The organism is Paeniglutamicibacter sp. NPDC012692, assembly GCF_042901625.1.
Classification (GTDB): Bacteria; Actinomycetota; Actinomycetes; order Actinomycetales; family Micrococcaceae; genus Paeniglutamicibacter.
Genome location: NZ_JBIBDE010000008.1, coordinates 153,818 through 166,182 on the forward strand (window position 1 = coordinate 153,818; position 12,365 = coordinate 166,182).

Consider the following 12,365-nt stretch of genomic DNA (forward strand, 5'->3'; position numbering starts at 1 on the left):
GGAGTTGGCGGGGGCTTGGCATGGTGCTTAGTCCTTCAAAGAGCTGATTCATAGTCATCTTACGTATCTCGCGCCACGAGAACAGGCGCATTAGGGTCGCGTTGTCTTTTCACTGGGCGGCCGCACTGATTATCCAAAGTCACCGATATTGGGACATTTGCCCGTTAGCCGAACGCTGACTGGAACAGTGGGCCACCTCAAACCGCAGCAGTCTGCAATTGGGCATGGGCCATGAGGGTGAGCTGGTGTTTGAGTAGTAATGGAACAGGATTGCGCGTTTAGCCCTCGGCGTCGTGGCTGTCGGTAGTCTGTAGGTTGTGCCAGTTGAATTCTTGAGTGATGGGGGTGGAGCCCAAGTACGCCTGAAAGCTGCTACACCCGCTGCGAGAAAGGCCCGCGACCGGCCATTGTTTGCCATGAGCGCGTGATATCTGAAGTTGATCCGCTGGATTCCGTGAACCTTTGTTGCGTGATATCTGAAGCTGTGCCCCGGATCTACTTCAGATATTCACTCTTATCTGAAGTTCCTACGGCCCCGTATCGCTGGAACGGCACTGGCCCGTGGCCGGTTTCAGGCGCACTTGGGTCCCACCCCTTCAACACCGAGCATCCACACGTTCGCGGCCCACCCGAGCCTCAAAGGTCCAATGAGTTTGCTGGTCAATTGTCTATGGCCGGGGCAAAAGGTGCCTGAGGGCCAATGGGTGATCTCTCCTCAGGAACGGGAAAACCATGCGATTTGCTTAAGGAGTAAGCTCCGGATAGTGTTCCCAATCACATTCACCTGAAGGTTTTCAGGCTTTGACTTGGGGCACTATTCGTGCCGCAGAAAGGTCTCATCATGCGCATTTCACGTTTCATCGCCCCCCCTGGTGGCGGCTTCACTCTTGACGGGAGCGGGTTCGCCGGCTTGGGCATCAGACGATCTGGGAAATCCAGATGTCGTGGATACCAGAGACACCACAGCCATGATTAATCCGTCCACCGATGTTCCAGAGGGTCCTAATAGCTCGGGCGGCATATCCACTAGAGCTATATCGTGTGGCGGTTACAAAGGCACTTACTACACCATCTCAAACACCTCTAAGGTCAAGAAAGTAACGCACGCCTCGAGACACTCCAACTTCACGCCAGACAATGCGACGACCTCCTACACTTCCGAATACAGAACCCAGCTTGATGCGGGGGTCACCTTCACGGTTGGTTCCAGTGCCGATTTCAATGGCGTCCTGGCTAAGATGTCCGCCACCACCAACGTGTCTCTCGCCCTGAACAAGAGCAAGACCACAGCAAGTAACGTCGGCATCACTGCGACGATTAGACCCGGTAAGTTCGTCGTCGTAGCTGCGGGCAACACGAAAGTCACCGGTAACTGGACGAAGAACGTCTGCACTTCGGGAAGTGCTGGCCTTACCACCCCAGCCAAGGGCACCGCCCGATCATTCGGAGTACGAGAAAACACCGCCATTCAGTGTGGCCTGAGCGCACCGGCGGGAAGCCTTGCGGCTATTGCCAAGAGCCGTTACTGCTGATGAAGTTCCTACGCCCACCATTGGTGGTGGCAATAGTAGCCCTAGTGGCCGGCTGCACCGCGGGTGAAAGTACCTCACCGAGTGCTTCTACTCCGCCTCCGGAAGCAAGTAGTACAGCAACTGCTCTTGCATGTGAACAGCCAATTGTTTCCGTTCTGAATCGAGCGAAAGAAAAAGCTACGTTCACTGCGATCCGCCGGGTCAGCGGAAACAAGGCCGACAGCACGATAGTGCTCGACAGCCCCACCACACCACGTATCGCCTGGGAAGTTCCACCGGCCGATTGGGTCCAGAGTCCTCAAGTCGAAGAAGCCATACAATCGGAAGTTGATGGCCCCATATCGGGCCAGCTCGGAACCCTGACTGAAGTCGACCAATTCCTGAAAGGTATCAGCACACAGGACGCACATGTTGGCTACGCAGCCATCAATCCGGTCACGGTCGACATAATGGTCACTTGTTCCAATATTCCCCGAATTTTAGGCACCGTTCATACTTCGGAAATAACCGATGTTGGAGCAGCGACCTGTGATGGGAACATACCTAAAGGTGAGCATGCTGATCTCGCTCAGCTCGCTCAGAAGCTCTACTGCAACTAGAAGTTTGGCCGAGGGCTCTGGTAGCCCATCCGTCACCAGTGCCTAGCTGCACCGCCGCTAATCCGGGGCTGTGCAGCTGGGCACTGGTCATGGAAGTAGGGGTGGGACCCAAGTGCGCCTGAAACCGGCCACGGGTCAGTGCCGTTCCAGCGATACGGGGCCGTAGGAACTTCAGATAAGAGTGAATATCTGAAGTAGATCCGGGGCACAGCTTCAGATATCACGCAACAAAGGTTCACGGAATCCAGCGGATCAACTTCAGATATCACGCGCTCATGGCAAACAATGGCCGGTCGCGGGCCTTTCTCGCAGCGGGTGTGGCAGCTTTCAGGCGTACTTGGGCTCCACCCCTGATGCGCAGGCCGCCGCGTTCGGGCGGTTCGTGGGAGAACCTTCGCAGAACGATCTGGAGCGGTTCTTCTAACTTGACGACACCGATCAGGGGTTGATCCGCAGGCGTAGGGGTGAGCAGAACCGGATTGGGTTTGCCGTGCAGGTCTGGTCGGCACGATTCTTGGGGGCTAGTCGATGACGTGAGCGGCGGGAGACCCCGGCGCGTCGAGATCAGAGAGACTGAAAGAGAATGGGAGAGAATGAGGGTATGCCGCAGCCAACAGCACAGTCGAGGTATATCGAGATGCTCAACGGGTTCATCTCTCCGACGCTCCGCGAAGCCGGGTGGACTGGATACCGCGGGAAGTACTTGCGAAAACAGCACGGGTTGCTTGAGCATCTCGAGTTCCAGAAATCACGCCACAGTGGTCGGCAAACAATCCAGTTCAGGGTTAACTCGTGGCAGACCTCTGAGGAATCGGGGGAACTGATTCCACAGGCTTTCGAGGCCGGTCCTGACGCGTGGTTCATTATGTCCGTGGCGCCCGACTTCGATCCCGAACAGACCGTCACCGATGTGCTCGCCCACATTGCACGGCGGACCCAGCGCTGATATTCGACCCAGCACGCATAGGTACGCCCAGAGCCACCGGATTTGGGTAAATGCTGGGGTTGCCGCAGAAAACGGAAAAGATCGTAGGCTAAGGGCAAGTGGAGCCGGATAGCAACTGGACTTCAGCTTGCCGACGGAATCAAGTCAAAGTCCGTCCCGTAGCAGGAACGCTCTGCGGGAAGACAATTGCGGACAGATCGGTAAAGACAAGTAGAAGCCATATCCGCGTTGTTGTTCGATCCAAAGTAGCTAATACTTTGGCTCGAATTCAGATCCATTATGATTCTTGGACTTGATGTCCTGGCTTGCATGGAATTTGAATGACCCGAAAAGAAAATGGAACATGGTGGACTCTTCGAACGTAACCGACAATGCGGGCTGGTGGATAGCATTGGCGCTTGTGACAGCTGGGCTGGCCGAGACCAAGGGGCGTCGCCGCTGGACGTGGTTTCTCCTTGGCCTATTTCTCGGTCCGATTGCTACCGCACTTGTCGTCATCTGGGATCGCCCGTCCATAGACCAAAACCGCTAGGTCGTCTGGGTTACTCGACAGATGCAGTTCCAGAATGGCCTCATTACATAGTTCCGCACTCCGGCCCGTTCGTGTACGGAAGGAACCCTAACCGGTACACGTTTGGCGTCGGTCAGAAGTGGAAACCCACATCAGGCTCAGGACTCCTGGCATCAAGATTTAGCCGGTCGCAACTGTAATCTGGTTTTTGCTCCTATGTTTGAGGGCCAAGCATGTGCCGGGGCAGAGCGATGTCGGCTGGGTTCGCGGTGCGTGGCAACCGGGGACAACACCACGGTTCCTGAGATCTGGGGGGGTGTGACTAGTTGTGGTCGTGCCGAGGCAACGGAAAATTCGAGTGGTACCGGGAAGGACAGATATGTCGGTTAGGCATGAGTCGGCTTCGGGGCTGATTTGGAACAACAAAGTGGAAAAAGTCCGCATGTCCGAGGACTCCTATGCACGGCTTCGTTTCGCCAATATCCGCCAGCTGCCCGGAACTGGATTGTTCGCGGACGAGGTCGGCGCCATAGCACCGGATGTCCAAGCTGTTTCAATCGACTTGGATGATGGCGGCAACATCGACTTGACGGGGATTGAGAACCTGCCGTTGCTCTCATGGCTAATCGTTCATCATTGCGACGGCATCCTGTCCTATGGTGGTTCGGGAAACGGGGTCATGGCCTTGACGCGATTGCTCATGCCGTACGCGCAAGGAGTCACCGAGCAGCTTGTTGCTTCACCGCACCTGCAAGATATCGAGATCGAAGGCGGAACTCTCGATCTGCTCAAGCACATGCCGGAAACAGTACGCGAGGTAGAGTTGCGACGCGTGAAGAGCGCCTCAGATCCTGCGGCCTGGGACCGGCTGAGCCAGCTGGACCGGGTCGCGATCTATCAATCGGGGACCATAGAGGTCGCGGCACCTGCTGACGGTTGGCCCGAGTTCGTGAATTTCATCGTGATTGGGTCACTCAAGGGGATAGTGCAGGCTTCAGAAGTTTGCCCGTTTCAGCACCTGTATTTTGAGGGGGTTCGCTTGTTCGACCCGGGTGCATCGTTCTGGGACCTGCAGGCCAAATGCGTCACCGTCGGATACTCGACAAAGCCGCCAAAATGGCTGGTTGAGGCGTGGCCCCAAAGGCCAGAGGATTGGGCAGAGAGATTCAGCATTGCGTCGCATCGGCTGCTTCCTGGATCCGAGGAACCCTACTTCGACGAACTCTGATCTCCCACGCATGGCGACCACTGAAAGCGAATACCTGCTATCAAGGTCGCGTTCACACGCCGTCTACACAACACTCAGTGTCCGTAAGCGGAACGACCCGCGGCACCGCTCTTTTCGTTTCTATGGCTGCGGAGCGTCTGCGCCAAGTTTGGTGCGTAGGGTCTCGGCTTGGGCCGCAACACGGTCGCGCCATGTTCCGAACCACGCGCTGACTTGCAATTGAAATATGAACGAGCAGAGATCCTCATCAACATCCAGCAACTTGGCCAAACGCTCTCTTGCCGCGGATTCATCTGGTGCATCGTCAATGATCTGAAAGACCTCGTCCCGACGATCTAAGGCCTTCTTGATGGTAGTCAAGGCGAGAAGTTCAAGTTCGAGTTTGGATCGCTCGTCAGAATTCATGCCATGAGTCTTCCAGAGCCAACGGCCCGGAACGAATCACCTGGCGCTGGATTCACGATTCCGTCTCATCGCAACCTTATTTGAGGGGTTGCCCCGAAAAGGGTAGTCCGCAGCATTGACTTCATATGTCCCGTAAGCCGGTCCTCCGGCGGTGTGCGCGCCACCAAAAACCTATGATTCAGGAATCGGCGCGCTTCCGCGGAGGCCCGATTCCCATATACCCCGCCCGCAAAAATGCCCGGTGAAGGGGCGCTAACCGGTACATATAAAACCCTCACCGGAATGCTCTTCGGATACACACGTGAATCCGCAAACGTCCACGACTTCACCGCCCAAAAATGCTGGTTGCCCTTGGAAGGACACTGGATACGGCCTTCGTAGATGAAGACCCCAGAGGTGCTGACACGGCACAACCAAGCTCAGGGGAGTCAATGGCATTGCCCAGCAGATCAAGCTCTCCACGGTTTGGTCCGGTTAAATCGTGCCAACAACGGCACCGGCCAAGGTCCTTGTGGCCATCCAGGTGATTTCCGAGCTCGGTGTTCCCCTGTTGGTCGCCGAAGACGTTTTCGCGCCGCGGGCACGATTAAACGGAATCGGCCCCGCTTTCCCCCAAAGGGAAAACGGGACCGACCGTTCTTAGGCAGGATGCTTCTAGCGGAGCACCACGGTGCGGTTGCCGTAGAGGAAGACGCGGCCCTCGCAGTGCCACTTGACGGCGTTGGACAGCGCCTTGCACTCGGTGTCGCGGCCGGCGGCCACCAGGTCCTCGGGGGAGTAGGTGTGGTCGACGTCCTGGACCTGCTGGGAGATGATCGGTCCCTCGTCGAGCTCGGCGTTTACGTAGTGGGCGGTGGCGCCGACGGTCTTGACGCCGCGGTCCCAGGCCTGATGGTAGGGCTTGGCACCCTTGAAGCTGGGCAGGAAGGAGTGGTGGATGTTGATGGTCATGCCCGAGAGCTTGCGGCTGAGCTCGTCGCTGAGCACCTGCATGTAGCGGGCCAGCACCACGAGTTCCACGTCGTACTCGTCGATGAGTTCCAGCAGTCTGGCCTCGGCGGCCGGCTTCGTGTCCGGGGTGACGGGCACATGGTAGAACGGGATGTTGTGCCACTCGACCAGCGCCTCGTGGTCGCGGTGGTTGGAGACCACGGCGACGATGTCGATGGGCAGTTCGCCCAGCCGCGCCCTGTGCAGGAGGTCGTTGAGGCAGTGGTCGAACTTGGAGACCATGATCAGCACCCGGCGCTTGGTGCCCTTCGGGTCCAGCGTCCACTGCGCGTTCAGTTCCTTGGCGATCGGCTCGAATTCCGTGCGCATGGTCTCCGTGAGTCCCGGGGCATCGGCACCCGCCACGTCGATGCGCATGAAGAACTGGCCGGCCCGGCGATCGCCGAATTGCTTGAGTTCCACGATGTCGCGACCCCGCTCCAGCAGGAATCCGGTGACCGCGTGCACGATGCCCGGGCGTTCGGGGCAGGCAATGGTCAGGACATGTTCAACTTCGGAATTCGTATCCATCTCAACACTTTCTTACGTTCACGGCGGGTTGCGCCGCGCAAGTTTCCTTGTACTTGGTTGTCATGCGGGCCTTGTTGGCCGCATGGTTTCCACGGGCTCATGCAGTGACACCTTATGTCCGCCGTGGCCCTGCGAACAAAGGCTCGCCGCATCGACATCCGTCGCTCCGGCAAAAGCACTGCGGCGGGCGACCCGGACAGGGTCGCCCGCCGTGCGGTGGATTGCCGGAATGGCAGGCCGGGCCCGCCGGTGCGGCTAGTCGATCTGCGGGGAGGCGAACTCGCTCATGGCGTCGAGCAGCCAGCGTGCCGTGTAGTCGGCGAAGGAGGCCCGCGGCAGCAACCGGTAGGTGCTTTCGTCGGTCTTCCACAGCAGCACCGGCACCGGTCCCAGCACCGCGGAGATCGCGGTGCCGACGGCAAAGCTGCGCGGGTGCAGGTCCGCCGGGCATCCCTTTTCCAGCACCGCGCGGGCGCTGGGTCCGGAGAGTTCCAGGATGGTGCGGTTGGCGGAGAGGTCGACGACCTGCCCGGCCTCGCTGCCCAACGCCTCCACCAGTTCGTCGGCGAGGTTGCTGCCCTCGGGTGCCACCACCAGGAACTCGTCGGGTCCCTGCCAGAGCACGGCGGTTCCCGCAGCGTCCCCGGCGACCCGGCCCACGGATTCCGGCAGGCCGACGCCGGTGGCCGCGGCCAGGGCGGAGTGGGCCGCGGAGCCCGGCTCGGCGCGCAGCCCCACCTGGGTGGTGAAGGCGATCTCGCGCAACCGGACCCCTCGGTCGCCCTGGACGGATCCCCGTTCCAGGGCCTCGCCCAGGTGGGACAGCGGGCTGCGGCGCAATGCGGAAATGTCGGTCAATACCTGCTCAGCCATCTCGACGGCTCCCTTCGGGATCAAAAAGTACGGTTTCGGATACGACGACGTCAACCAGGCGCCCGTCGACGTAGGCCTGCAGTTCTTCGCCGATGCGGGCGCGGCCGTTCTTGATGAGCGCCATCGCGAAGCTGCGGCCCAGTGCCGCCGAGTGGTAGCTGGAGGTCACGTAGCCCTCCATCGGCACCGGCGCATCGGCCGGGGTGATGGGGGTGCCGGCGTTCACCAGCTGGGTGCCCTCCGGCAGGCGGAACGACTTGTCGACAGGCAGCACGGTGACCAGCTGCTTGCGGTCCTCGCGCTGGTTGTCGACGCGGTCGAAGGAGCGCTTGCCCACGAACTCCTTGACCTTGGAGACGACCCAGCCCATGGAGGCGTCCTGCGGGGTCACCGTGCCGTCGGTGTCCTGGCCGACGATGATGAAGCCCTTTTCGGCGCGCAGCACGTGCATGGTCTCGGTGCCGTACGGGGTGATGTTGAATTCCTCGCCGGCCGCGGCGACGTCCTCCCAGATCTTCAGGCCGTACCAGGACGGCACGTTGATCTCGAAGGCGAGCTCGCCGGAGAAGGAGATGCGGCAGATGCGCGCTGCGATGCCGGAGGCCAGCACGGTCTCGCGGAAGGCCATGAACGGGAAGGACTCGTTGTCCAGGTCCAGCTCCGGGGCCAGCTTGGCGAGCACGGCGCGGGACTTGGGCCCGACGACCGCGACGGTCGAGTACTGCTCGGTCACCGAGGTGCACTTGACATCCAGCTCCGGCCACTCGGTCTGCAGCCATTCCTCCAGCCAGTCCAGCACCTTCGCGGCGCCGCCGGTGGTGGTGGTCATGAAGAAGCGGTCCTCGTCCAGGCGCAGGGTCACCCCGTCGTCGAACACCATGCCGTCGGCGGAGCACATCAGGCCGTAGCGGGCCAGGCCCGGGGCGAGCTTCTTGAACGCGTTGGTGTACATGCGGTTCAGGAACTCGCCGGCGTCCCTGCCGCGGATCTCGATCTTGCCCAGCGTGGTGGCGTCCATGAAGCCGACCGAGTCGCGCACGGCCTTGCATTCGCGCAGCACCGCGGTGTCCATGTCTTCCCCGTCCTGTGGGTAGTACCAGGGGCGCTTCCACTGCCCGACGTCCTCGAAGAGGGCGCCGTTGGCCACGTGCCACGGGTGGATGGAGGTCAGCCGGGCCGGGTCGAAGAGCTCCCCGCGCTGGCGACCGGCCAGGGCCGCGAAGGCCACCGGGGTGTACGGGGCGCGGAACGCGGTGGTGCCGATCCCCGCGACGTCGGTGGTGTCCAGCGCCGCGGCGATCACGCCGATGGCGTTCACCCCGCTGGTCTTGCCCTGGTCGTTGGCCGTGGAGATGGAGGTGTAGCGCTTCACGTGCTCGACCGAGCGCATGCCCGCGCCGGTGGAACGCAGCACGTCGGCAACGGTCTGGTCGCGCTGGAAGTCCACGAAGTGGTGCTTGTAGTCGGCGGTCTCCCCGTCCAGCGAGGGAACCAGCCACAGCGCGCGGGTCTTGCCCGGCTGCTCGACCGCGGCGCTTGGCACCGAGGCGGTGGCGGGGAACCCCGCGGCGGTTGCGGCCGCTGCGCCGGCGGTGGCGCCCTCCGCCAGGGCCGAGGCCAGCTCGAGCCGGCCGTTCATGGCGCCGGCGGTCTGCTGGTTGGGCACCGGGTTGGCCGGGACGAAGGCGGAGAGCGACTCGTTCCAGCCCAGCCGGCGTTCGCGCTGCGAGTGCAGGTGCACCACCGGGTTCCAGCCGCCGGAGACCGCCAGCGTGTCCGCCTTGATGGTCTCGACGGTACCGGACAGCGCGCCGTCGGCGTCGATGCCGCTGACGGTGACGGAGGCCAGCGAGCCGTCGACGTTGGCCGCGGTGTCCGCGACCACCGAACCGGTGAGAACCCGGATGCCCAGGGCGGAAACCTCGGTGGCGCGGATCGACGGCTCCTCGCGGGCATCGATGACCGCGGCCACGGTGGTGCCGGCGGCGAGCAGGTCCTCGACCAGCGCGTAGGCCGAATCGTTGGTGGTCGCCACGACGATCTCTCTGCCCACCTGGACGCCGTAGCGGTTCAGGTAGCTGCGGGCCGCACCGGCGAGCATGATGCCCGGGCGGTCGTTGTTCTGGAACACGAGCGGGCGTTCGTGGGCGCCGGTGGCCAGGACCACCTGGGCCGCGCGGATGTGCCAGATGCGTTCGCGGGAAACCCCCGCGCCCAGCTCCCCGGCCAGGTGGTCGGTGCGGCGCTGGACTGCGACGAAGAAGTTCGCGTCGTAGCTGCCGAAGGCGGTGGTGCGGGCCAGATAGGTGAATTCCTCGGCGCCCTTGAGCGCCTCGGAGGTCCCGGCGATCCAGGCGGCGGCCGGCTTGCCGTCGATGGTCTCGGCGGAGGCGGAGAGCAGCGATCCGCCGGCCTCCGGCTGCTCGTCGATCAGGATCACGCGGGCGCCGGACTTGGCGGCCTCGCGTGCCGCGGTCAGGCCGGCGGGTCCGGCGCCGACGATGAGCACGTCGGTGTGCACGTACTTGCGGTCGTAGACCGCCTCGTCGGCGCGCGGGTCCAGCTGGCCCAGGCCCGACAGCAGGGTCACGTCCATGCCCTCGGTCAGTTCCACGGTGGTGGCCGGGAGCATCGATTCATTCACGTGCCCGGCGTAGCGGGCGCCGATCTTGACCAGCGCGTTGGCTTCCTCGACGCCGGAGGACATGATGCCGCGCGGGCGGTTCAGGTAGAGGGACGGGCCGCAGGCCTTGACCCCGGCACCCAGCATGGCCGAGGCCACGGTGTCCCCGGCGAACCCGGTGAAGGCCTTGCCGTCGACGGTGAAGTTCAGCGGCCGGCTCCGGTCGATGCGGGCGGAAGTCGATGCCTGCGCGTCGAGTCGGCGCGAAGAGGTGGTGCTCACTTGGTTCCTCCCTGGGCTGGTGCGTTGGTGGTGGCGATGGGCTGCGGTTCGCCCGGCTTGTAGACGGCCTTGAATTCGTAGGTCACGGTGTCGCGGATGGCGTTGAACCAGCGGCGGCAGCCGGCCGCGTGCGACCAGCGTTCGGCGAAGAGGCCCTTGGGGTTCTGCCGGTAGAACAGGTACCTGGACCATTCGGCGTCGGTCAGTGCCGAGGGATCCTCCGGGTAGGCCACGTGGGCCTGTCCGCCGTAGTGGTATTCGGTCTCGTTGCGGGGCCCACACCAGGGGCATTCGATGAGCATCATGGTTGTGTGGATCCCTTTCTAGTGGGCCACGGCTGCGGCGCCGTGTTCGTCGATGAGGTGGCCGGTCTCGAAGCGCTCGAGGGCGAAGCCCGCGTTGAGCGGGTGCGGCTCGTCGTTGGCGATGGTGTGGGCGAAGGTGTAGCCGGCGCCCGGGGTGCCCTTGAACCCGCCGGTTCCCCAGCCGCAGTTCACGTAGAGCTGGTCGATCGGGGTCTTGGAGATGATGGGGGAGGCGTCCATGGTGGTGTCCACGATGCCGCCCCAGGTGCGCAGCACATGGGCCCGGCCGAAGATCGGGAAGAGCTCGACGGCCGCGGCCATCTGTTCCTCGATCACGTGGAAGGCGCCGCGCTGGCCGTAGCCGTTGTAGCTGTCGATGCCGGCGCCCATGACCAGTTCGCCCTTGTGGGCCTGGGAGACGTAGACGTGCACGTGGTTGGACATGACGACCGTCGGGTGGACCGGTTCGTGCAGTTCGGAGACCAAGGCCTGCAGCGGGTGGGACTGGATCGGCAGGTCGAAGCCCGCCTGTTCTGCCAGCACCGAGGAGTGCCCGGCGCCGCAGAGGGCGACCTTGCCGGCGTTGATGCGGCCGCGGTTGGTTTCGACGCCGACCACGCGGTTGCCCTCCTTGATGAAGCCGGTGACTTCGCAGTTCTGGATGATGTCCACGCCCATCTCGTCGCACTTGCGGGCGAAGGCCCAGGCGACGTGGTCGTGCTTGGCGATGCCGGCGCGCGGCTGGTAGGTCGCGCCCATGACCGGGTAGCGGATGTCGTCCCCGATGTTGATGATCGGGCACAGCTCCTTGACCTGCTCGGGGGTGATCCATTCGGCGTCGACGCCGTTGAGCTGGTTGGCCCCGACCCGGCGCATGGACTCGCGCACGTCGCCCAGGGTGTGGGCGAGGTTCATGACGCCGCGCTGGGAGAAGAGGAAGTCGTATTCCAGTTCCTCGGGCAGCTGCTCCCAGAGCTTCAGGGAGTGCTCGTAGATGCCGGCCGACTCGTCCCAGAGGTAGTTGGAACGGATGATGGTGGTGTTGCGGGCCATGTTGCCGCCGGCCAGCCAGCCGCGTTCCAGGACAGCGATGTTTCTCATGCCGTGGTTCTTGGCCAGGTAGTAGGCGGTGGCCAGGCCGTGCCCGCCGCCGCCGACGATGATGGCGTCGTAGGAGGGCTTCGGGTCAGGGTTGTGCCAGAGGAAATCGGGGTGCTCGGGGAGAATGTCAACCATGGTCTTAGGCTCCAATCGGGGCGAGGTTCGGGTAGAGCGGGTGTGCGTTGGCCAGGGCATGCACGCGGTCCTTCAGGGCCGCGAGGCTCGCCTCGTTGTTTTCCTCGGTGCCGGCGATGAGGGTCTCGGCGATGATGTCCGCGACCTCCACGAACGCGGCCTCGGAGAAGCCGCGGGTGGCCAGTGCCGGGGTGCCGATGCGCAGCCCCGAGGTGACCATCGGCGGGCGCGGGTCAAACGGCACCGCGTTGCGGTTCACCGTGATCTCCACCTTCGCCAACAGGTCCTCGCCCTGCTGGCCGTC

Annotated in this window: 10 protein-coding genes and 2 pseudogenes; 5 read left to right on the forward strand and 7 right to left on the reverse strand. The window is 62.7% G+C overall.

Translation table 11 applies throughout. The features are described 5' to 3' along the window. Nucleotides 1-944 precede the first annotated feature (944 nt). The 5 genes and pseudogenes from ACFY5D_RS20790 (at nt 945) to ACFY5D_RS20810 (ending at nt 4,816) form a co-directional block, all read left to right on the forward strand. Nucleotides 945-1,532, forward strand: coding sequence for a hypothetical protein (locus ACFY5D_RS20790; RefSeq protein WP_387534257.1), 588 nt, complete (start codon nt 945-947; stop codon nt 1,530-1,532). A 44-nt stretch (nt 1,533-1,576) separates the two neighbouring features. Then, nucleotides 1,577-2,131 carry a hypothetical protein gene (locus ACFY5D_RS20795; protein WP_387534259.1) on the forward strand — a complete coding sequence of 185 codons (555 nt, stop codon included), beginning with the start codon at nt 1,577-1,579 and terminating at the stop codon, nt 2,129-2,131. Between the two features lie 436 nt (nt 2,132-2,567). Then, nucleotides 2,568-2,663: pseudogene (locus ACFY5D_RS20800) on the forward strand (hypothetical protein); the annotation flags it as partial. Nucleotides 2,664-2,714: 51 nt separating this feature from the next. Beyond that, a complete protein-coding gene (locus ACFY5D_RS20805; protein ID WP_387534261.1) occupies nt 2,715-3,077 on the forward strand; it encodes a hypothetical protein in 363 nt (120 codons plus the stop codon). A 953-nt stretch (nt 3,078-4,030) separates the two neighbouring features. After that, nucleotides 4,031-4,816, forward strand: coding sequence for a hypothetical protein (locus ACFY5D_RS20810; RefSeq protein WP_387534263.1), 786 nt, complete (start codon nt 4,031-4,033; stop codon nt 4,814-4,816). Between the two features lie 120 nt (nt 4,817-4,936). Here the strand turns inward: ACFY5D_RS20810 and ACFY5D_RS20815 are convergent, their stop codons facing one another. The 7 genes and pseudogenes from ACFY5D_RS20815 to ACFY5D_RS20845 form a co-directional block, all read right to left on the reverse strand. Beyond that, nucleotides 4,937-5,221, reverse strand: coding sequence for a hypothetical protein (locus tag ACFY5D_RS20815; RefSeq protein ID WP_387534265.1), 285 nt, complete (start codon nt 5,219-5,221; stop codon nt 4,937-4,939). 654 nt (nt 5,222-5,875) lie between these two features. Beyond that, nucleotides 5,876-6,742, reverse strand: a complete 867-nt coding sequence (purU, locus tag ACFY5D_RS20820; protein WP_387534267.1) for a formyltetrahydrofolate deformylase — start codon at nt 6,740-6,742, stop codon at nt 5,876-5,878. A gap of 255 nt (nt 6,743-6,997) precedes the next feature. Beyond that, nucleotides 6,998-7,615: a sarcosine oxidase subunit gamma gene (locus ACFY5D_RS20825; RefSeq protein ID WP_387534269.1), complete on the reverse strand. Its 618-nt coding sequence runs from the start codon at nt 7,613-7,615 to the stop codon at nt 6,998-7,000. After that, nucleotides 7,608-10,520 (reverse strand): sarcosine oxidase subunit alpha family protein, encoded by a 2,913-nt coding sequence (locus ACFY5D_RS20830; protein ID WP_387534271.1) that lies wholly within the window; start codon nt 10,518-10,520, stop codon nt 7,608-7,610. The genes ACFY5D_RS20825 and ACFY5D_RS20830 overlap by 8 nt, the downstream gene beginning before the upstream one ends. After that, nucleotides 10,517-10,825, reverse strand: a complete 309-nt coding sequence (locus ACFY5D_RS20835) for a sarcosine oxidase subunit delta (protein ID WP_387534273.1) — start codon at nt 10,823-10,825, stop codon at nt 10,517-10,519. The genes ACFY5D_RS20830 and ACFY5D_RS20835 overlap by 4 nt, the downstream gene beginning before the upstream one ends. Before the next feature lie 18 nt (nt 10,826-10,843). After that, complete coding sequence (locus tag ACFY5D_RS20840) at nt 10,844-12,061, reverse strand: sarcosine oxidase subunit beta family protein (RefSeq protein ID WP_387534275.1); 1,218 nt, start codon at nt 12,059-12,061, stop codon at nt 10,844-10,846. 4 nt (nt 12,062-12,065) lie between these two features. Then, nucleotides 12,066-12,365: pseudogene (locus tag ACFY5D_RS20845) on the reverse strand (serine hydroxymethyltransferase); the annotation flags it as partial.